Annotated in this window: 18 protein-coding genes, 1 tRNA gene and 2 pseudogenes; 9 read left to right on the top strand and 12 right to left on the bottom strand. The window is 63.2% G+C overall.

The genetic code is table 11. From position 1 onward, the window contains the following. Positions 1 to 16: 16 nt before the first annotated feature. Positions 17 to 1120, top strand: coding sequence for a 6-phosphofructokinase (locus BSL82_RS15005; RefSeq protein ID WP_072598094.1), 1104 nt, complete (start codon positions 17 to 19; stop codon positions 1118 to 1120). Between the two features lie 19 nt (positions 1121 to 1139). Here the strand turns inward: BSL82_RS15005 and mmsB are convergent, their stop codons facing one another. The 5 genes from mmsB to BSL82_RS14980 all read right to left on the bottom strand — a co-directional run bounded on the left by mmsB (position 1140) and on the right by BSL82_RS14980 (position 6546). Beyond that, the gene (gene mmsB / locus BSL82_RS15000) at positions 1140 to 2030 is read right to left on the bottom strand and encodes a 3-hydroxyisobutyrate dehydrogenase (protein ID WP_072598093.1); all 891 of its coding nucleotides are present in this window, start codon (positions 2028 to 2030) and stop codon (positions 1140 to 1142) included. Between the two features lie 39 nt (positions 2031 to 2069). After that, positions 2070 to 2846: an enoyl-CoA hydratase-related protein gene (locus BSL82_RS14995; RefSeq protein ID WP_072598092.1), complete on the bottom strand. Its 777-nt coding sequence runs from the start codon at positions 2844 to 2846 to the stop codon at positions 2070 to 2072. A 3-nt stretch (positions 2847 to 2849) separates the two neighbouring features. After that, positions 2850 to 3908 carry an enoyl-CoA hydratase/isomerase family protein gene (locus tag BSL82_RS14990; protein WP_072598091.1) on the bottom strand — a complete coding sequence of 353 codons (1059 nt, stop codon included), beginning with the start codon at positions 3906 to 3908 and terminating at the stop codon, positions 2850 to 2852. Then, complete coding sequence (locus BSL82_RS14985) at positions 3905 to 5047, bottom strand: acyl-CoA dehydrogenase family protein (protein ID WP_193408613.1); 1143 nt, start codon at positions 5045 to 5047, stop codon at positions 3905 to 3907. The genes BSL82_RS14990 and BSL82_RS14985 overlap by 4 nt, the downstream gene beginning before the upstream one ends. A 71-nt stretch (positions 5048 to 5118) precedes the next feature. Then, positions 5119 to 6546, bottom strand: a complete 1428-nt coding sequence (locus BSL82_RS14980; protein ID WP_072598089.1) for an aldehyde dehydrogenase family protein — start codon at positions 6544 to 6546, stop codon at positions 5119 to 5121. 206 nt (positions 6547 to 6752) lie between these two features. Here BSL82_RS14980 and BSL82_RS14975 point away from each other — a divergent pair, with 206 nt between their 5' ends. The 3 genes and pseudogenes from BSL82_RS14975 to BSL82_RS14965 all read left to right on the top strand — a co-directional run bounded on the left by BSL82_RS14975 (position 6753) and on the right by BSL82_RS14965 (position 8834). Continuing rightward, a complete protein-coding gene (locus BSL82_RS14975; RefSeq protein ID WP_072598088.1) occupies positions 6753 to 7685 on the top strand; it encodes a LysR family transcriptional regulator in 933 nt (310 codons plus the stop codon). An 85-nt stretch (positions 7686 to 7770) separates the two neighbouring features. Continuing rightward, positions 7771 to 8244 (top strand): annotated as a pseudogene (locus BSL82_RS21165) (Ros/MucR family transcriptional regulator); the annotation flags it as partial. A gap of 308 nt (positions 8245 to 8552) precedes the next feature. Further along, positions 8553 to 8834 (top strand): HU family DNA-binding protein, encoded by a 282-nt coding sequence (locus BSL82_RS14965; protein WP_072598086.1) that lies wholly within the window; start codon positions 8553 to 8555, stop codon positions 8832 to 8834. 100 nt (positions 8835 to 8934) lie between these two features. Here BSL82_RS14965 and BSL82_RS14960 read toward each other — a convergent pair. After that, positions 8935 to 9888, bottom strand: a pseudogene (locus BSL82_RS14960) (alginate export family protein); the annotation flags it as partial. 110 nt (positions 9889 to 9998) lie between these two features. Between BSL82_RS14960 and BSL82_RS14955 the strand changes: the two are divergent. Next, positions 9999 to 11021 carry an IS1595 family transposase gene (locus BSL82_RS14955; protein ID WP_048575010.1) on the top strand — a complete coding sequence of 341 codons (1023 nt, stop codon included), beginning with the start codon at positions 9999 to 10001 and terminating at the stop codon, positions 11019 to 11021. Here the strand turns inward: BSL82_RS14955 and BSL82_RS14950 are convergent. The 5 genes from BSL82_RS14950 to BSL82_RS14930 all read right to left on the bottom strand — a co-directional run bounded on the left by BSL82_RS14950 (position 11002) and on the right by BSL82_RS14930 (position 16510). Then, entirely contained in the window at positions 11002 to 11310 is a 309-nt protein-coding gene (locus BSL82_RS14950; protein ID WP_072598084.1) for a hypothetical protein, read from the bottom strand. The genes BSL82_RS14955 and BSL82_RS14950 overlap by 20 nt on opposite strands. A 59-nt stretch (positions 11311 to 11369) precedes the next feature. Then, positions 11370 to 13046 (bottom strand): ABC transporter ATP-binding protein, encoded by a 1677-nt coding sequence (locus tag BSL82_RS14945; protein WP_072598083.1) that lies wholly within the window; start codon positions 13044 to 13046, stop codon positions 11370 to 11372. Positions 13047 to 13065: 19 nt separating this feature from the next. Next, entirely contained in the window at positions 13066 to 14127 is a 1062-nt protein-coding gene (locus BSL82_RS14940; protein ID WP_072598082.1) for an ABC transporter permease, read from the bottom strand. 17 nt (positions 14128 to 14144) lie between these two features. After that, positions 14145 to 15545 (bottom strand): CmpA/NrtA family ABC transporter substrate-binding protein, encoded by a 1401-nt coding sequence (locus tag BSL82_RS14935; protein ID WP_072598081.1) that lies wholly within the window; start codon positions 15543 to 15545, stop codon positions 14145 to 14147. Positions 15546 to 15805: 260 nt separating this feature from the next. Next, positions 15806 to 16510: an NAD-dependent deacylase gene (locus tag BSL82_RS14930; RefSeq protein WP_072598080.1), complete on the bottom strand. Its 705-nt coding sequence runs from the start codon at positions 16508 to 16510 to the stop codon at positions 15806 to 15808. Positions 16511 to 16549: 39 nt separating this feature from the next. Here BSL82_RS14930 and dapB point away from each other — a divergent pair, with 39 nt between their 5' ends. The 4 genes from dapB to BSL82_RS14910 all read left to right on the top strand — a co-directional run bounded on the left by dapB (position 16550) and on the right by BSL82_RS14910 (position 18683). Further along, positions 16550 to 17329, top strand: a complete 780-nt coding sequence (gene dapB, locus BSL82_RS14925; protein ID WP_072598079.1) for a 4-hydroxy-tetrahydrodipicolinate reductase — start codon at positions 16550 to 16552, stop codon at positions 17327 to 17329. Continuing rightward, positions 17326 to 17973, top strand: coding sequence for an endonuclease III (gene nth / locus BSL82_RS14920; protein ID WP_072598078.1), 648 nt, complete (start codon positions 17326 to 17328; stop codon positions 17971 to 17973). The genes dapB and nth overlap by 4 nt, the downstream gene beginning before the upstream one ends. Before the next feature lie 126 nt (positions 17974 to 18099). Continuing rightward, positions 18100 to 18507, top strand: a complete 408-nt coding sequence (locus BSL82_RS14915) for a hypothetical protein (protein WP_072598077.1) — start codon at positions 18100 to 18102, stop codon at positions 18505 to 18507. A gap of 99 nt (positions 18508 to 18606) precedes the next feature. After that, positions 18607 to 18683 (top strand) — tRNA-Arg (locus BSL82_RS14910). Positions 18684 to 18935: 252 nt separating this feature from the next. Here the strand turns inward: BSL82_RS14910 and BSL82_RS14905 are convergent. Next, positions 18936 to 19157 (bottom strand): hypothetical protein, encoded by a 222-nt coding sequence (locus BSL82_RS14905; RefSeq protein ID WP_072598076.1) that lies wholly within the window; start codon positions 19155 to 19157, stop codon positions 18936 to 18938.

Raw genomic sequence — 19157 nt, 5'->3', positions numbered from 1 at the left:
GAAAAGGAGCAGCTTGATGCATATCGGAATCCTGACCGGCGGCGGCGATGTGCCCGGCCTCAACGCCTGCATCCGTTCCGTCACCCTTTCCGCGCTGGATCTGAGCTGGGAAGTGACCGGCTTCCGGCGGGGCTGGCAGGGATTTCTCAGCGTCGATCCGGACAATGTCCAGAGCGTCGCCGACCACACGCGCCGACTGGACCGGGAGGCCGTGCGCGGCATCGACCGGATGGGGGGCACGATTCTCCACACGTCGCGCACCGATCCCCGGACCACGAAGGACGGGGACCGGACCGACCATGTTCTCCATGTGCTGAAATCGCTTGGCATCGACGCGATGATCACCCTGGGCGGCGACGGCACGCTGCGCTTTTCGGCGCATCTCGCCAGCCTTGGCTTTCCGGTGATTTCCGTGCCCAAGACGATGGACAACGACGTTTACGGCACCGATTACTGCATCGGCTTTTCAACCGCCGTCAGCCGCTCGGTGGAGGCGATCAACGCGCTCAGGACGACCACGGAAAGCCATGAGCGAATCGCCGTGGTGGAACTGTTCGGCCGCCGGTCGGGCGAAACGGCGCTGCTGGCCGGGTTCCTCGCCCAGGTGGACCGGACCGTCATCGCCGAAGTCACGGCCGATCTCGACGTGTTGCTGCCGCTGCTGGTGGCCGACCGGAAGTCGCGGCCGACCAACTATGCCGTCTGCGTCATCTCGGAAGGGGCGAGGCTTTCAAGCGACGACGGCAAGAGCGGCGGCGACATCTCCAAATCTGCCACCCAGCGCGACGACATCGGCGTCGGCCAGCGGCTGGCGCGCGAGATCGAGGCGCGCACCGGCCAGGGGACGGTGGTTCAGGAACTCGCCTATCTGATGCGTGCGGGAGAGCCGGACGCGATGGACCGGATGGTGGGCTTTGCGTTCGGCGGGCTTGCGATCCAGCTTCTCCAGCAGGGAAAGTCCGGGCGCATGGTGGCGCTGCGCGACGGCAATTACTGCCACGTCCCGGCGGAAACGCTTCTTCAGTCGCAAAAGTCGGTGGATGTCTCGGCGCTGTACGACGCGCAGAACTATCGAGCCAAGCTGATGCGGGTCGAAGGCATGCCGATGTTCCTCTATTGAGGACGCCACATCGGGGAAATTACTTTTCCCAGCTTCCGTCCAGCATCTTGATGATGGCCGAAAAATCCTTGCTCCCGCCGCCGATGTTGGCGAACGCCTGATAGAGCGCCTCTGCCGCCGCCCCCATCGGTACGCTTGCGTCCACGCTGTGCGCGGCCTCCACCGCAAGCTTCAGGTCCTTGAGCTGGAGCGCCGCCGCAAAGCCGCCCTCATAGCCCCTGTCGGCGGGTGATTCCGGACCGACGCCGGGCACCGGGCAATAGCTTGTCATCGACCAGCTCTGGCCCGACGCCTTGGACGAGATATCGTAGAAGGTCTTGAGATCGAGCCCCAGCTTGTCGGCGAGCGCGAAGGCCTCGCAGGTCGCGATCATCGTCGCGCCCAGCAGCATGTTGTTGCAGATCTTCGCCGCCTGCCCGGCGCCAAGCGCCCCGGCATGGATCACCGCCTTGCCCATCTGCGACAGGATCGGCTGCGCCTTGGCGAAGGCCGCATCCTCGCCCCCGACCATGAAGGTGAGCGTCCCCGCATTGGCGGCCGCGATTCCGCCGGACACCGGGGCGTCGACGAATGCGAAACCCTTTGCCGTCGCCTGCTCGCCGACTGCCCGCGCGCTTGCCACGTCGATCGTCGAACAATCCATCAGGAGCGTGCCGGCCTTGGCCGAGCCGAACACCTGATCGCCGTAGACGGCGCGGACATGCTTTCCAGCCGGGAGCATGGTGACGACGGCATCGGCGGCGGAGACAGCCGTCAATGCGCTTGCCGCGCGTTCGCAACCCGCCTCAACTGCCTTGGCGAGCGCCGGCTCGGACAGGTCGAACGCCAGCACGCGATGCCCCGCCTTCGCCAGATTCGCGGCCATGCCGCCGCCCATATTGCCCAGGCCGATGAAAGCGATGGTTGCCATGATTCTCTCCTGTTCACCCCTGCGCGGGGGTGTTGTGCGTCAGCGTCCTTTCCAGACGCCGGGGCGCTTTTCGACAAAGGCCGCCATGCCTTCCTTCTTGTCTTCGGTAGCGACCAGTATCTGGAACAGGCGGCGTTCGGTCAGCAGACTCTGGTTGAGCCCCGTCTCGAACGCCAGATTGACCATTTCCTTGTTTATCATGGCGGCCATGGGCGGCATCGCGGCGATCGCGGCGGCCGTCTTCATCGCCTCGTCCAGCAGTTCGGCGGCGGGCACCACGCGCGAAACCAGGCTTGCGCGCTCGGCCTCCACAGCGTCCATCATCCGGCCGGTCAGGCACATGTCCATCGCCTTGGCCTTGCCGACCGCGCGGGTCAGCCGCTGCGACCCGCCCATCCCCGGGGCGACGCCGAGCTTGATCTCGGGCTGGCCGAACTTCGCGGTATCGGCGGCCAGGATGAAATCGGCCATCATCGCAAGCTCGCAGCCGCCGCCCAGCGCAAAGCCCGCGACTGCCGCGATCCACGGCTTGCGGGTGGCGGTGACCCTGGACGTCCATCCGGAGAAGAAATCCTCCAGGAAGAAGTCGGCGGCGTCCTTTTCAGACATCTCCTTGATGTCGGCACCGGCCGCGAACGCCTTCTCATTGCCGGTCAGAACCGCGCAGTGCTGCGTCGGATCGGCGTCATAGGCGGCGAAGGCTTCGATCAGATCCCGCAGCACCTGGCTGTTGAGCGCGTTCAGCGCCTGCGGGCGGTTGATCGTCATCAGCGTGACTGCACCGCGTTGTTCGACGAGGATCGTTTCATAGGCCATGGTTCAGGCTCCCAGTTCCGGCAAAGGTGTCCATTCCTTACTCGCTGGTAGCGGAGCAAAGAGCGACTCCACAAGCTCCTTGGTGACGCCTTCGGGCGTGGCGGGGTTCCACCGGGGTGCATTGTCCTTGTCGACGATCACCGCGCGCACGCCCTCGACGAAGTCGGGGCGGCGGATCACGTGGCAGGCGATGCGATATTCCATCCGCATGTTGTCGGCAAAGCTGGACTTGGCCGCGCCCTCGGCCAATTGGCGCAAGGCGACCTTGATCGTCTGCGGCGACTTGGCGGCAAGCTGCCCAAGCTGCTTTTCCGCCCATTCGCCGCCATCCGCCCTGAGCGCGGCGAGAATATCCTCGTAGCGATCGGACGCGAACAGCCGGTCGATGTCGGCGCGCAATTCAGAAATAGCGGAAGCAGACAGCGTTTCGTTCGCCGCATCCAGAATCGCTTCAAGCCTTGCCGGATCGGCAATGATCCGCGCCTTTACATCGTCGAGCCTGTCGGAGGCGATGAAGTGCGTCGCAATGCCCAGCGTCACGCAATCCGCTCCGTCGATCCGCCCGCCGGTCGAAGCCAGCCAGATGCCGCTGCGGCCCGGCAGGCGCGGCAGGAACCAGCCGCCGCCAACATCGGGGAACAGACCGATGCCGGTCTCGGGCATGGCGAAGACGGTGCGCTCGGTGGCGACGCGATAGCGCGACGGCAGCGACAGGCCGACGCCCCCGCCCATGGTGATCCCGTCGATGAAGGCGACGATCGGCTTTTCATAGACGAACAGCAGATGGTTCATCCGGTATTCGTCGAAATAGAATCGCTCCGCATCGACACAGTCGCCGGCCGCGCTTTCGGCGAGCATGCGGATATCGCCGCCCGCGCAGAAGCCGCGCCCTTCGGCATGGTCGATCATCACGGCGACGATTACATCGTCGCTGCGCCATTCCAGAAGCGCGTCGGTGATCGCCTTCACCATGCCGTGGGTCAGCGCATGGATGGCCTTGGGACGATTGAGCCGGATACGGCCGACACCGCCGTCGCGGGCGACGAGAACCTCGTCCGTCATTGCTGCACCAGATTACGGCCGACAATCATCCGCATCACCTCGTTCGTGCCTTCAAGGATGCTGTGGACGCGAAGGTCGCGGTAGATGCGCTCGATCGGATAATCCATCAGATAGCCATAGCCGCCGTGAAGCTGGAGCGCGCGATCGGCGACCCACATCGCCTCGTCGGTCGCAAGGCGCTTTGCCATGGCGGCGAAATGCGTCTTGTCCGCCGCGCCCTCGGTCACCTTGACGGCCGTGGAATATAGCAGCGCGCGCGCAGCCTGGAGCCGCGTTTCCATGTCGGCAAGGGTGAACCGGGTCGCCTGGAAATCCGCGATGGCCTGGCCGAACTGCTTGCGGTCCCGTGTATAGGCGATCGCCTCGTCGAGACAGCGCTGTCCGCCGCCAAGCGAGCATGCGCCGATATTGATCCGTCCGCCGTCGAGACCGGCCATGGCGATCTTGAATCCGTCGCCTTCCTCGCCCAGCCGGTTTTCGACCGGCACCCGCACAGCGTCCAGATTGACCTGCGCGGTCGGCTGCGAATGCCAGCCGAGCTTCTTCTCCTGCGCGCCGAAGGAGACGCCCGGCATGTCTTTCTCAATGACCAGGCAGGAAATGCCCTTTGCGCCCTCGCCCCCGGTGCGGACCATGACGACATAAAGTTCATTTTCGCCGCCGCCCGAAATGAACGCCTTCGACCCGGTGACGACATAATCATCGCCGTCCCGCACCGCCCTGGTCTTCAACGACGCCGCATCGGAGCCGGAGCCGGGCTCGGTCAGGCAATAGCTGGCGAGCTGGTCGCAGGTGACCAGCGCGGGCAGATATTTCGATTTGACCGCCTCGCCGCCGAAGCTGTCGATCATCCAGGCGGCCATGTTGTGGATGGAGATAAAGGCCGATGTGGAGGGACAACCATAGGCCATCGCCTCCATGATCAGCGCCGCCTCCAGCCTCCCGAGCCCGATCCCGCCCGAGGCCTCCGACACATAGATCGCGCCGAATCCCAGTTCCGCCGCCGCCTTCACCGTCGCGCGCGGGAAGATGTGCTTTTCGTCCCATTCCGCCGCGTGCGGCGTGATCGCGTCGGCGGTGAAGCGGCGCGCCATTTCCTGAATGGCCGTCTGATCGTCGGTCAGCCCGAACTGCATGATGTCTCCCAAGATAAGGCAGGGGTGAAGCCGTCGCCCAACCCCTGCCCTTTTAGTCCGATCTTCGCGGTATATCAGATTTTCTGCATCACCGAACCGAAGAGCTCCTCGTCCGAAGGGAGTTCCTTCGGCTTCGCCAATGGCTTGGAAACCCAGGTTTCGTTGATAAGGTCGCGCCAGGTGATGTTGTTGTTGGTGCTGTTGCCGCCCCAGGAGCCACAGCCCAGCGAAAAGGTCTGGCGCATGCCGTTCCAGAGGTTGCCGCTGTTCGACGGCGCCTGCGGCTGGTTCACCATCACGCGCGACGTCTTGGTGGCATTGGCCAGCTTCATGATGTTCTCGTCGCTGCGCGAGTAGATGCCGCAACTGTGGCCCTGGCCCTGATAAGCCTGGATCTCGTTGGTCAGGCGAATCGCCTCATCCAGATCCCTTGCCTTGTAGAGCGCCATCACGACCGACAGCTTCTCGCCGGAAAAGGGGTGGTCTGGACCGGCGCCGGTTTCCGGCACGATGAAAAACTGCTTGCCGGCCGGGAGATCGATCCCCGCCATGCCGGCGATCTTTTCCGCAGGCTGGGCGACGATGGCGGTGCTGAGATGGCCATCCGTCCAGATGGTGTTCTGCAGCCTCGTCTTTTCCTCAGGGGTGACGACATAGCCGCCCTGCGCCTGCAGCTTTTCAAGCATGGCGTCATAGATCGGGCCGACCAGTATCACCGAATTGTCCGACGAGCAGGAGGCGGCCAGATCCAGCGTCTTGGAAATGCGTATCTTCTCGGCCGCGTCGTCAAGATCGGCGGTGTCGTCAACGGTAATCACGGCATTGCCGACGCCGACGCCCAGCGCCGGGGTGCCGCTCGAATAGGCGGAAGTCACCATCGCGGCGCCGCCGGTGGCGAGAATGCGGTCGCACTGGCGCATCAGTTCGTTGGTCTTGGGCAGCGTCGGGGTGTCGATGCTGATCACCAGATCGGCGGGCGCGCCCATCTTGACGATGGCTTCGCGCATCAGGTCGACGATCATCTTGTTGGTCAGCTTGGCGCGTGGATGTGGCGCGACGATGATCGAGTTGCGGCCCTTGACCGCGCTGATCGCCTTGATGACCGGCGTGGCTTCCGGGTTGGTGGTGGGCGACAACGCGCCGATCACGCCAATAGGCTTTGCGATCTTCACGATGTTGCGCTCGGGATTTTCCTCGATAACGCCCACCGACTTGTCGTTGATGATGTCATAGAGGGTCGCGCGCGTCTTGCGGGAGATCTTGAGGAACTTGCCTTCGTAATTGCCCAGCTGGGTTTCATCGACCGTGAACCGGGCGATCTTTTCAGCAACGCCCGGCTTGGCGACCGCCCACACCATTGCGGTGATCAACTGGTCGACCTGCTCCTGGGTGTAATTCTCGATCTGCGCCTGCGCTGCGCGGGAACGTGCGACGAGCGCGGCGATTTCCTCATGCGCGGCGGCTTCTTCCTCGTTCGCAAACTGGCGCACCTGTTCAGCCATGTGACCTCTCCATCTGTCCGCGCTTCCGATTATTCATTGCGGCCGATGATCGCCTGCCGGAAAGCTGCGGAACGTCTCAAGATAATGTAATTTGGCTCAAAGTTCGACGACGCGGGGAATCGGCGGCTACCGAACAACTACGTGCGTTCTTGGACCTGCATTTTCTCAATATCAATTACCTAATTTTGCATTTATACGCTGCAGAAATGCAGGATCTCAACTGGGACGACCTTCGTATCTTCCTCGCCCTGGCGCGCAAGGCCAAGCTATCGCACGCCGCCAGGGCGACCGGAGTGGACGCAACCACGATCAGCCGGCGCATCGCGCGGCTGGAAGCGGCGCTGGGCGTCCGGCTGTTTGAACTGAGCCCGCAAGGTCATGTGCTGACGAGCCATGGCCGCGCACTGTTGCCGGCAGCCGAGACCGCCGAACGCGGGGCGCTGAACGGTCTCAACAGCATCACCGGGTCGAACGCGGGGCTGGGCGGGCTGGTGCGGGTAAGCCTTTCGGAAGGCTTCGGCACCTGGGTGGTCGCCCGCAGGCTCCACCAGTTCCGCGAGGCGCATCCCGACATTGCGGTCGAACTGGCGATCTCGAGCGGCTTTCTCAGCCCATCGAAGCGGGAGGCCGATATTGCGATCATGCTGGCGCGCCCGCGCGCCGGACCATTGGTGACCCGCAAGCTGACCGATTATGCGCTGGGATTGTATGCGGCGCGGACATATTGCAGCGAATACGGCGCTCCGGAAAGCATCCCGGCGCTCCAGCGGCATCCGCTTGTCGGATATATCGACGAGATGATCTATGCACCACAGCTGCGTTACATGGATGAAATCGCACCAGGATTGTCACCAGAGTTTAGAAGTTCCAGCATCAACGCACAATATCACATGATATCCACGTCAACTGGTATCGGCGTTCTTCCATGCTTCATTGGAGATTCATCAAACGAACTTGTACGGATACTTCCAGACGATGTGGAGATAACACGGAATTTCTGGATGGTTATACACCGGGATGTGCGCCATCTTGCCCGGGTCGACGCCTTCGTCCGCTGGCTTGACGCCATCGTCAATGACGAACGCGCCCTGCTGATGGGTCACGCCAATGTTGAACAGGCGCGCAATCGTATTCGTTAAGGATAGGCGGCCGCAAATAATGTGTCGACGTGAGGCTTATCTTCGCCTAGAGGACATTCGCTGACCTCGGGAAAGGAAATCGTTGGTGGCTGACGAACTCAATAGCCAGTTGCTGAATCTGACAGCCGATATTGTCACAGCGCACCTGGCCAATAACACGGTTGCAGCGGGCGACGTTCCGACTGTGATTCAGACCGTTCACGCCGCGCTGGCAGGACTGGGAACCGAAAAGGCGGCGGATCAGCCCGCGCCCGAACCGGCCGTGCCCGTGCGATCTTCGGTGAAGCCGGACTATATTGTCTGCCTCGAAGACGGGAAGAAGCTCAAGATGCTGAAGCGGCATCTGATGGCGCACTATAACATGACCCCTGCCGAGTATCGGGCGAAATGGAATCTGCCGCCGACCTATCCGATGGTCGCGCCGAACTATGCCGAGACCCGGCGCTCCATCGCAAAGACTGCCGGACTAGGGCGCAAGCCTTCGGCCGCTCCCGCCAGCAAGAGCGCGCCGGCAAGCAAGGCCGCGGTTGCGGAAAAGCCGGCGGAAAGCAAGCCCGCACGCGCCAAGAGCGCGGCCCCGGCGAAAGCGCCCACACCCGCCAAGCCGGAGAAGGCTGTCAAGCCCGCTGCGAAGGCCGCTCCCAAGCGCCCGGCAAAGGCGAGCGCGCCCGCCAAAACGGACAAGCCTGCGGACAAGCCCGAAGCCTCCGCCGCAAAGCCGAAACCGGCCGGCCGGCGCAAGCTGGGCATCTCCGCCAAGGAATAGCGACCGCAATTAGGGCTTTCGCATGCTGGAAAATCCGTTATTCGTGCGGAACCAGCGGATCAGGATTCTTTTCATCAGTTTGGACAGGGAGGGAATGACCCATGAATGCAGCAGAACTCGCCGATCGTGTCGCCAGCGAACGCGGCCTGACCAAGACAGAAGCCAAGCAGACCGTGGACACGGTTTTCAAGGCGATCGTGGACGCCGCCAAGGGCGGCGCGGAAGTGTCGCTGCCGGGCTTTGGCAAGTTCAAGGTTCAGAACAAGCCGGCGCGTGAAGGCCGCAACCCGGCCACGGGCGCGACGATGAAGATCGCCGCTTCGCGCAAGCTCAGCTTTGCGCCCGCAAAGGCGGTGAAGGACGCGCTGAACGGCGGCAAATAAGCCCCTTCGGCATAGCAGAACAAAAGTGGCGGGGGAGAAATCCTCCGCCACTTTGTTTTTGAGGAGCCCGGCGACCGGCAGCCACCGAACCACCCGAACGTCAGTAGGCGTATTCGACCGAAAGCCAGAATTTCCGGGTATCGGTGGCAAAGGCCTTCGCATCATAATCAGCGTATTTGGCGATGAAGGTGAACTTCTTGACCTTCATCGATAGCTGCGCGTTCAACTCACTGCCGTAGTTCACGTTCAGCCGGTCGCTGTCATAATCATGCCAGGCGACGTTCAGGGCAATCGCATCGACGCCCGCAAACGGCTTCGGCTTTGCATAGCCGCCCTGGACGTAAAGATCCCTGATGCCGTTCGGCGGAGTAGCCAGGAACTTGTCGGCCCAGCCCTGAAACTTGTGCAGGGTCGCAAGCGGCGTCTGGAAGGATGTGAGCGCAACGCCATTGTCCGCGCCCAGCACCTCATAGCCCCCGCCGATGGTGAAACCGGAGAAACCCAGTCCGGCCTCGACCAGATAATATTCGGCGGAATAGTCGTTCGGATTATTGCGGTAATCGCTTTGCCGGGCATAGCTTGCCGCATAGCTGAGCTTCACCGCCTTGGTCAGCGGATGGGCGCCGGCAAAGCGCGCGCCATAGGTCTGACTGGATTTTGCGAGAACGACCGTCTCATCCTGATCGACAAGATAGGCAAAGCCGGTAAGCGTGCCGACCGTCGTCTTGTAGGCCACATTGGCGAAGACATTGTCGCCGCTGACCGCCTGCTGATTTGCGCCGACGCCATCGATGCCCCAGATGGTGCGGTCCGACCAGGCGTAGGTGAGATCGATCTTCAGGTTCCTGATCGAACTGTTCTCGATCCGGACGGCATCGAAGGTCTGCTCATTGTCGCGCCAGCCGACCGAGCCGACAAACCGCTGGTCGTCAAGGTTGATGCGCTGGCGGCCGACCGTCAGCACAGTTCCGGCAATTCCCTTATACTGTAGCTGGATTCGGTTCAGCTCGATATTTTCGGGATCGGCGACGATCGGGAACATCGTCCTTCCGTGCCTATCCGCTTGACGCATACACCCACTACATCTAGTGGCTGCCTTGTGGCGCGCGCCTGACTTTTCCTGCGGCTTGGTGCCACCCAAAGCGGTTGTAAAGGGTGGGGATTGTGGACGTTCTTGACCGCGACAAGCTGCCGTTCCCGAAATCCCTCCCCGAGTTCCAGCGGCTTTTCCCGGATGATGGCGCTTGCGCGTCCTGGCTTGAAAAAGCTCGCTGGCCTGATGGATTTGCGTGCCCACGCTGTGGCGTCGTCGGCGATCCGTTTCGTTTCACCACTCGGCCTGTCATCCTGATGTGCCGCTCGTGTCGCCGTCAGACCGGCCTGATGGTCGGCACGGCCATGGAACGAAGCCACATCCCGCTCAGCGTGTGGTTCTGGGCCGCTTACCTGGTTGCGAGTCAGACGACCGGCATATCTGCCGTCCAGTTGCAGCGCCAGCTTGGCCTGACCCGGTACGAGACGGCCTTTGGCCTGCTCCATAAACTGCGCGCCGCGATGGTGCGCCCCGATCAGGATCGGATCGGCGGGCAGAGCGGTCAGCATGTCGAGGTCGATGAGACCTGGATCGGCGGGCGAACGCGCGGCGAAGGCCGGGGAACCCACCACAAAACGCTGGTGGTCGCCGCCGTCGAAGTTCGTCACCGGGAGCCTGGCACTGGCCAGGACCGCCGCCGGAACGGACGCTATGCCGGAAGGGTTCGATTGGCCATCGGTGCAGACCGCAGTGCCGGTGCCCTTGGTGGCTTTGTACAGAGCGCGGTCGAGCCGGGAACGCTGGTCATCACCGATGATTGGAGCGGCTATAGCGGGTTGCAGGGCGGCGGTTACGACCATCACGCCATCGCCCAGTGTGGCGACCCGGAGGTGTCCGAAGAGTTCCTGCCCATCGTCCATCTGGTGTTCTCAAACCTCAAAGCGTGGCTCAACGGCATCCACCACGGCGTCAGCACCAAGCATCTGCAAGCCTACCTCAACGAGTTCACTTTCCGCTTCAATCGCCGCTTCTACCCGTTCAACGCCTTCCGATCCCTCCTCGGGATCGCCAGTGATATCGAGGCGCCGACCTTTGCCGAACTCTACTCAGGCCAATGGACCCACCATACCATATCTAGTGGGTGTATGCCTTAAGCGGATAGGCACGCGTCCTTCCATTGACCCCGCTGTTATAGTCCTCGTTCAGAGCAAGCGTTCCCTCGCCTTCCACGAGGAAGCTGAAGTCCTTCGACAGACCAAGCTCGAACCCGGCGCGGGCGCGGATGGTGAGCGCATCGGCCTTTTCGACGATGCCGTCCTGATCGACATTCTCATAGCGCAGCCGTGTGTCGATCAGCGGCTTGAAGCTGATGGAGGCGGCAAGCGCCGGCGATGCGGCGAACGCGGATACGCTGATCAACAGCGCGGCTATACTGTTATTCATGGATTCCCCCTTGTGATTGTCTGACGTCCAGACACCTCCCCCCAGACACCTCCCCGTTGTCACGCCGCCTCGGCTTTTGCCCCATGTTCATATTCTTCAAGAAAACGGAGAACCTTTTGGCGGTATTCATAGAATTTCGGATGATCGAGAAGCGCTTTGCGGTCGCGCGGGCGGGGAAGATCGACCTCCAATATTTCGCCGATACGCGCGTTGGGGCCGTTGGTCATCATCACCACGCGATCCGCAAGTAGGATAGCCTCGTCAACATCATGGGTGACGCAGACGGCGGTCACGTGCGTTCGCTCCCACACCTCCATCAACACGTCCTGCAGATCCCAGCGGGTCAGGCTGTCCAACATGCCGAACGGCTCGTCCAGCAACAGCAGCTTGGGGCTGAGCGCAAAGGCGCGCGCGATGCCCACCCGCTGCCGCATTCCGTTCGACATGTCCGCCGCAAGCTTGTCGAGACTGTCGCCAAGCCCAACGCGACTTAAGTAATAATCGACGATGTCGCGGCGCTCCGCCCGGCTTGCATGCGGGTAGACCCGGTCGACACCGGCCGCGACATTCTGCCGCGCCGTCAGCCAGGGCATGAGCGAGGGCGCCTGGAACACGACCGCCCGGTCCGGCCCCGCGCTCGCGATCTCGCGGCCATCCAGCACGATCCCGCCGCGGGAAATGCCGGTCAGGCCCGCCGTCATCGACAGAACGGTCGACTTCCCGCAGCCCGAATGGCCGATCAGCGAAATGAATTCGCCCTTGTCCATCAGCAAGTTGAAGCCGTCGACCACGGTCAGCGGTCCCTTGGGTGTCGGATATATTTTGGTGACGTTGAAGAACTCGAGATACCGCTGCTCCAGGCGAGTGCGGGCGGCGTCGCGATAGGCCTTGGGCGGGCTGAGCAAGCTGATCGGCTGGACCTTGGGCAATATGCCGGTGTCGCGCGCTGCGGTTTCCGCGCGCGCTTTGTTGAGCTTGCCGAGACAGGCGGTGATGCGGTTGCGCAGCTGCTGATAGCCGACGTCATGGTTCAATTCGGTGCGGTTGCGCGGGCGCTGGATATCGACCGCGAAAGTCTCTCCAAGCGTTCCCCCCGGCTCCAGTATGACGACGCGGTCGGCAAGCAGAAGGGCCTCGTCCACATCATTGGTGATCAGGACGATGGTCTTGCGCTCCTGCGCGCGAATACGCTCGATCTCCGCCTGCAACTTCGCCCGGGTAAGCGCATCCAGCGCCGACAGCGGCTCGTCCAGCAGAAGAATGTCCGGCTTCATGGCAAGCGCCCTCGCCACCGCGACCCGCTGTCGCATCCCGCCTGAAAGCTCCGACGGCTTGCGGTCGATCGCATGCGAAAGGCCGACCAGATCGACGGTGTCGCGCACCAGCCGCTCGCGCTCCGGCCGGGAAAGCGACTTGTGGACCGCGTCCACTGCCAGCCGCACATTGGCCGCCACGCTCAGCCACGGCATCAACGAATAGCTCTGGAACACCAAGCCACGGTCGGACCCCGGACCGGCGGAAGGGCTGCCGTTGACGACGATCTCGCCCGCATCGGGGCGGATCAATCCGGCCATCAGCGAGATGAGAGTGGTCTTGCCGGTGCCGGAAAATCCCAGAATGGCGACAAACTCGCCGCTCTCGACCGACAGGTTGATCGATTTCAGCACCTCGGTGCGGACGCCGCGACCATCGGCATAGCCCTTGGAGATGCCGCGAAGTTCAAGAACGGGAGCCATGATGTGATCTCTCCCCGGTTCAGATGCCGGCATTGCGGCTGGCGAGGCCCTGGAGCAGGCGCATCATCTGGTCGAGCAGGAAGCCGATGAGGCCGATCACGCCCACGGCGAACATGATGCGCGCCAGCGACTGCGACGAGCCATTCTGGAACTCGTCCCACACGAACTTTCCAAGCCCCGGATTCTGGGCGAGCATTTCCGCCGCGATCAGCACCATCCAGCCGACGCCCAGCGACAGCCGCATGCCGGTGAAGATATAGGGCAGCGCCGACGGCAGGACGAGCTTGGTCAGCTTGGCCGCCCAGCCGAGCCGAAGCACCCGGCCCACGTTCAGGAGATCGCGGTCGATCGACGCCACGCCGACGGCGGTGTTGATCAGCGTCGGCCACAGAGAACACAGCATGACTGTGAAGGCCGAGATGACGAAGCTTTTGGCGAAGACCGGGTCGACGCTCGTCATCGTCGCCGACACCACCATGGTGACGATCGGAAGCCAGGCGAGCGGGCTGACCGGTTTCATGATCTGGATGATCGGGTTGAAGGCAGCGTTGACGGCTTTCGACAGCCCGCACATCAGCCCCAGCGGAACCGCGACCAGCGTCGCCAGCACAAAGCCCATCGCGACGGTATAGAGGCTGGTGAAAATCTGGTCGGGGAAAGTCGGCGCGCCCGCATAGGTGAAATTCTGCTCGGGCTGGCCGGACTGGCGCCGGTCGGCGTTGATCGCATCCTGACGGGCATAGAAATCCGCCTTGTCGGCCTGAACGGCCCGATATTCTCCCCACAGGGCGATGCCTTGGCCGGCCACTTCCACCGGCCCCGGAAGAGCGCCGAGCGAGGTATCCACCCGGGGCGCCATGACGCCCCAGATGCCGAGGAAGATCATTATGCCCAGAAGCGGGGCCGACAGGGTCCGGCCCAGCCGCGCGAGCGAAGCGGCAACCGAGTCTCCTGCCTGCCGGGCGGGCGACGCCTCCGGCAGTTCGGCCTGCGCAGGCGGGGCGGACGAAGTCACCTCCGCGTCGGCCTGCGGGGCGAGGCTCTGCATTTCGTCGGTGGCGCGAAGCGTGACGGTGTTCATCTCCAGTCCCTTTCCGTTCACTTCACGCCGGTTGCGGTCACGGTCTGTGCGCCCTTCAGACCGATCGCGAAGCGGGCGAGATATTCGTTGGGCTTGCGGCCGTCATAGGTGACGCCATCGATGAAGCCGGACTGCTCGGGCTTGAAACCGTCGGTCGCGGGCGCGGCCTCGGCCGGGGCCTTTCCTTCCGCCACCAGCGATTTCGCCGCAGCGAGGTAGAGGTCGGGCCGGTAAACGGACTTTGCAGTATCGAAATACCATTGGTCGGCCTTGGCTTCGGGAATCTGGCCCCAGCGGCGCATCTGCGTCAGATACCAGATCGCATCCGAATAAAAGGGATAGCCAGCATTATTCCGGAAGAAGATGTTGAAATCCGGCGCTGGCCTCGTGTCGCCCGGAGCAAAGGTGAAGGTGCCCGTCATCGAATTGGCGATGACGTTTTCATCGGCCCCGACATAATTCGGCCGCGCCAGAATCTTCACCGCCTCCGGCCGGTTCTTTCCGTTATCGGCATCAAGCCATATCTGTGCGCGGATGATCGCGCGCAGAAGCGCCTTGGTTGTGTTGGGGTATCTGTCGGCGAAGTCCTTCCTCAGCCCCAATACCTTTTCGGGGTTGAGGCGCTGGATCTGATCATCCGTCACGACCGGCACGCCGATCTTCTTGAACACGGCGGCCTGGTTCCACGGCTCGCCCACGCAATAGCCCTCGATCGTGCCGGCTTCCAGCGTGGCGGGCATCTGCGGCGGCGGCGTGACCGACAATTGGACATCGGCCTTCACCGTCCCGCCGACATCGCCCGGCGTGTAATAGCCGGGGTTCAATCCGCCGGCGGCCAGCCAGTAGCGAAGCTCGTAATTATGGGTGGAGACGGGGAAGACCATGCCCATCTTGAACGGCTTGCCCTCAGCGTTGAACTGCGCGGCGACCGGCTTCAGCGCGGAGGCCGAGATCGGATGCAGGACCTTGCCGTCCGTGCCTTTGGGCAGGCCCGGCTCGATCATGCTCCAGACCTTGTTCGACAGGGTGATCGCGTTGCCGTTCAGGTCCAGGCTCAGCGGCGCGATGAGATCGGCCTTGGTGCCATAGCCGATGGTCGCCGCGATCGGCTGACCCGCCAGCATGTGCGCGCCGTCAAGCTGCCCGCCGATGACGCCGTCCAGAAGCACCTTCCAGTTGGCCTGAGGCTCCAGCGTGACGTTCAGCCCTTCTTCCTGGAAAAAGCCCTTTTCCTTTGCGATGGCGAGCGGCGCCATGTCGGTCAGCTTGATGAAGCCGAGTTTCAGGACGGGCTTTTCGACCGCACCCGCCGCGATCGTCCCCTCGCCCGAAGGCTGGGCCGATTTCCCGCCGCAGCCCTGCAGCCCGACCGCTGCTGCAAGCATGATGACCATTGTCCCTGAAAGATGGATTCTCATCGACTTCCCCCGCTAGCTGTTCTGACCGACGAAATGCGGGCAAAGAAAAAGCCGCCGCGACACGACCCTTGAGGGGCGGTCGGACGGCAGCTTTGCCTGATCTCAGCGCTTGGAGCGTAAGACGCCGCGTCATCTCTTCTTTGAGTGACGGCGGCTATGACGACAGGCTGCATTGCCTGTCGCGAATCACAGATTGCTGATTCGTTTCGCCGAATGCAAGAAAAATGTTGCAGATGCGAGACGCGCCTGCACAATTCACCTCAGGCGGCGCGCAGCACCTCATCCACCCATAAGGGCACAAGCTCGCTCGCAGGGCCCATCCGGCTTTCGTGGAACCAGACGCTGCCCGCCGACGGCTCAAGGTTCAGTTCCAGCGCGTGCGCGCCATGATAGCGGGCGGTCTGGACATAACCGGCCGCTGGATAGACCGCGCCTGACGTACCGATGGACACGAACAGATCGGCCCCGGCGAGCGCTCGTTCGATCCGCTCCATATGATAGGGCATCTCCCCGAACCAGACGATGTCGGGCCTCAGCGCCGCAGCATTGCATGCCGGGCAGGCATGGCCATCGACCAATGACGATTCCCATGCGGTCCTTTGCCCGCAGGCAGGACAAAGCGCGCTTTTCAGCTCGCCGTGCATATGGACAAGTCTGGTCGAACCCGCCCGGTCGTGAAGGTCATCGACATTCTGGGTGACAAGCAGCAATTCGCCCGGCCACTCCCGGTCAAGCCGCGCCAGGGCATGGTGCGCGGGGTTCGGCTCCACGCCCGCAAGCGCGGCCCGGCGCATGTCGTAAAATGTCTGCACCAGGTCCGGATCGCGCGCGAATGCCTCTGGCGTGCAGACGTCTTCCACCCGATGACCTTCCCACAGCCCGTCCGGCCCGCGGAAAGTCGCCAGCCCGGATTCGGCGGAAATTCCGGCCCCGGTAAGAATCACGATGTTGCGAATGTCGTCCATCGGCGTCATCAAGCAGCTGAGAACAAACGGGGCAAGGCCATGACGCGCATCGGACTGATTGGAGCAGGCGGACGGATGGGGCGCGCGATCGCGCAGGTGATCGCCGCGACGCCGGACACCGAAATCGCGGGCGGGGTCGACCGGCCGGACGCGGGGGCGAACGAGATTGCGCCCGGCCTCCAGATCATGGCGCAGGCGGCTGTCCTTGCCGGGCAGTGCGATGTGCTGGTCGATTTTTCCTCGCCATCCGCTTTGCCGGAAAATCTGGCGGCGGCGCGCGCGGCGAATACGCCCATCGTCATCGGCACGACAGGCCTTGAAGCGCAGCACCATGCGCTGATCGATGCCGCGGCAGCTCAGGTCGCGGTGCTGCAGGCGGCCAACACATCGCTGGGCGTCAACCTGATCGGGCATCTGGTGCGCGAGGCCGCGGCAAGGCTTGGACCCGATTGGGATATTGAGGTGCTGGAGATGCACCATCGCCACAAGGTGGATGCGCCGTCGGGCACCGGCCTGTTCCTGGGCACGGCTGCGGCGGCGGGGCGCGGGGTTGATCTCGACCAGGTGTCAGACCGCGCCCGCGACGGCATCACCGGCCCGCGCCGGGAAGGTCACATCGGCTTTGCGGTGATGCGGGGCGGATCGGTCGCGGGCGACCATCAGGTGGTCTTTGCGGGCGAGGGAGAGCGCATCGAGATCGGCCACCGCGCCGAGACGCGCGAGATCTTCGCCCGGGGCGCGGTGAAGGCGGCGCTCTGGCTGGCGGGAAAGCCCGCCGGGCGTTATTGGATGACCGACGTTCTCGGCCTGCCCAGATGAAGAAGGCAGACGTCGACGAGTTCTTCTACCGCCTCGCCACCGCCGACCCCGAACCGACGACCGAGCTTCAGTACGTCAACGACTATACGCTGCTGGTCGCGGTGGTGCTCTCCGCGCAGGCGACGGATATCGGCGTCAACAAGGCGACCAGGGCCTTGTTCGAGACCGTCCGCACTCCGCAGGCGATGCTGGAGCTGGGCGAGGAAGGGCTGAAGCAGCACATCAAGACCATCGGCCTGTTCAACGCCAAGGCGAAGAACGTCATCGCCCTGTCGCGCATTCTGGTGGACGAATATGGCGGGGAGGTGCCGCAGAGCCGCGACCTGCTGGAAACCCTGCCGGGCGTCGGCCGCAAGACCGCCAATGTCGTGATGAACGTCGCCTTCGGGGAGGAGACGATCGCAGTCGACACCCACATCTTCCGCGTCGCCAACCGGACCGGGCTCGCCAGGGGCAAAACGCCGCGCGCGGTGGAGGACCGGCTGGAAAAGGTGACGCCGCCACCCTATCGCCGCCACGCCCATCACTGGCTGATCCTGCATGGCCGCTATGTCTGCAAGGCCCGGCGCCCCGAATGCTGGCGGTGCATCGTTTCCACGCTTTGCGCGTTCAAACCAAAGACACCCGCTCCGGCGCGCGCCTGATTCCCGTCATCGATTCATCGGCGGTTCAGCCGCACCCTGCGATTTGTTTCGGATCAGTTGTAGTTGCGTTGCGTTCCTCCCCCCTAAAACAAAGGTGTCTAACCGCAAAACAGACGGAGAGATGTCATGAAACCGGCCGCCCTGGTCGTTCCGCTGGCTGTCGCGCTGGCCGCCTGCACGTCTGCCGCAGAAGAGTCCGCCGGCCCCGGCGCGGGCCAGGCCAATTCGCGCGTCGTCGATGCCACTCCGGTGGGAGAACCCCAGAACTGCGTCAACCTCGCCAACATTCGCGAATCACGGGTGCTGAGCAACCAGGTGATCGATTTCTACCTGCGCGACGGCCGGGTGATGCGCAACACCCTGCCGCACAGCTGCCCGCAGCTCGGGTTTGAACGTGCCTTCTCCTATGAAACGTCGCTCAGCCAGCTGTGCAACGTCGATATCATTACGGTGATTGTGCAGGCTGGCGGCCCCACGCGTGGCGCATCCTGCGGGCTGGGCCTGTTTCAGCCGGTCAAGCTCGCGAAGAAATAGGCCGCCCAGAGTAGCGGTGCCGTCATCGGGCGCTTTCTGGCTGGCGCGGCGCGGCGGCCTTTGCTAAGCGCGTGCTGCCTGTCGGCCTTGGCCGGTCAAGCACCCGTAGCTCAGCTGGATAGAGCGCTGCCCTCCGAAGGCAGAGGTCGTGAGTTCGAATCTCGCCGGGTGCGCCAATTTCTCTCATATTTCCGGGCACTTAGCAAGATCGTTTTTTGTTCTCGCCGCGCCCGAATTCGTCGTGGAAGCACCACGGAAGCAGCGTGAGACGTAGTCTGGCGTGTTGCGGCGTAGCGCGCGTAAGACGTGCGAGCGAAACGCGAGCTCAGACATTCGCTTCTGTCCGATGCTTGTCTGCTGCCCGGCGCTCCTTCGCGCGGTGGCATGCCGTTCGAGCAGTATCCATCCGGTGAGGGCCGCGGTTGGAGTCAGTTTTCGGTGTCGCGGTGGATGGCGATGAGTTCCTGGAGGGCGTCGATGCCCTCGTCCGAGAACGCCATGGCACCTTCGTCGCCGGTGCCATAGACCCAGATCAGCCCGTCTTCGGGCTCCATGTCATTGGCGATATCGGCGAGCCAGTCGGCGTCCTCGCCGAGCTCGGCCGCCACACGGTCGATCGTCTTGACCCAGGCGACCTTGTTTCGTTGCAC

The sequence above is a fragment of the Tardibacter chloracetimidivorans genome (genome assembly GCF_001890385.1).
Taxonomy (GTDB): Bacteria; Pseudomonadota; Alphaproteobacteria; order Sphingomonadales; family Sphingomonadaceae; genus Tardibacter; species Tardibacter chloracetimidivorans.
This window is presented reverse-complemented; position numbering and strand designations above follow the sequence as displayed.

What these genes read in the sequence shown, in the direction of transcription:
- BSL82_RS15005 (WP_072598094.1), top strand. Translation starts at nt 17, where the DNA reads ATGCATATCGGAATCCTGACCGGCGGCGGCGATGTGCCCGGCCTCAAC.
- mmsB (WP_072598093.1), bottom strand. Translation starts at nt 2,030, where the DNA reads ATGGCAACCATCGCTTTCATCGGCCTGGGCAATATGGGCGGCGGCATG.
- BSL82_RS14995 (WP_072598092.1), bottom strand. Translation starts at nt 2,846, where the DNA reads ATGGCCTATGAAACGATCCTCGTCGAACAACGCGGTGCAGTCACGCTG.
- BSL82_RS14990 (WP_072598091.1), bottom strand. Translation starts at nt 3,908, where the DNA reads ATGACGGACGAGGTTCTCGTCGCCCGCGACGGCGGTGTCGGCCGTATC.
- BSL82_RS14980 (WP_072598089.1), bottom strand. Translation starts at nt 6,546, where the DNA reads ATGGCTGAACAGGTGCGCCAGTTTGCGAACGAGGAAGAAGCCGCCGCG.
- BSL82_RS14975 (WP_072598088.1), top strand. Translation starts at nt 6,753, where the DNA reads ATGCAGGATCTCAACTGGGACGACCTTCGTATCTTCCTCGCCCTGGCG.
- BSL82_RS14965 (WP_072598086.1), top strand. Translation starts at nt 8,553, where the DNA reads ATGAATGCAGCAGAACTCGCCGATCGTGTCGCCAGCGAACGCGGCCTG.
- BSL82_RS14950 (WP_072598084.1), bottom strand. Translation starts at nt 11,310, where the DNA reads ATGAATAACAGTATAGCCGCGCTGTTGATCAGCGTATCCGCGTTCGCC.
- BSL82_RS14945 (WP_072598083.1), bottom strand. Translation starts at nt 13,046, where the DNA reads ATGGCTCCCGTTCTTGAACTTCGCGGCATCTCCAAGGGCTATGCCGAT.
- BSL82_RS14940 (WP_072598082.1), bottom strand. Translation starts at nt 14,127, where the DNA reads ATGAACACCGTCACGCTTCGCGCCACCGACGAAATGCAGAGCCTCGCC.
- BSL82_RS14935 (WP_072598081.1), bottom strand. Translation starts at nt 15,545, where the DNA reads ATGAGAATCCATCTTTCAGGGACAATGGTCATCATGCTTGCAGCAGCG.
- BSL82_RS14930 (WP_072598080.1), bottom strand. Translation starts at nt 16,510, where the DNA reads ATGGACGACATTCGCAACATCGTGATTCTTACCGGGGCCGGAATTTCC.
- dapB (WP_072598079.1), top strand. Translation starts at nt 16,550, where the DNA reads ATGACGCGCATCGGACTGATTGGAGCAGGCGGACGGATGGGGCGCGCG.
- nth (WP_072598078.1), top strand. Translation starts at nt 17,326, where the DNA reads ATGAAGAAGGCAGACGTCGACGAGTTCTTCTACCGCCTCGCCACCGCC.
- BSL82_RS14915 (WP_072598077.1), top strand. Translation starts at nt 18,100, where the DNA reads ATGAAACCGGCCGCCCTGGTCGTTCCGCTGGCTGTCGCGCTGGCCGCC.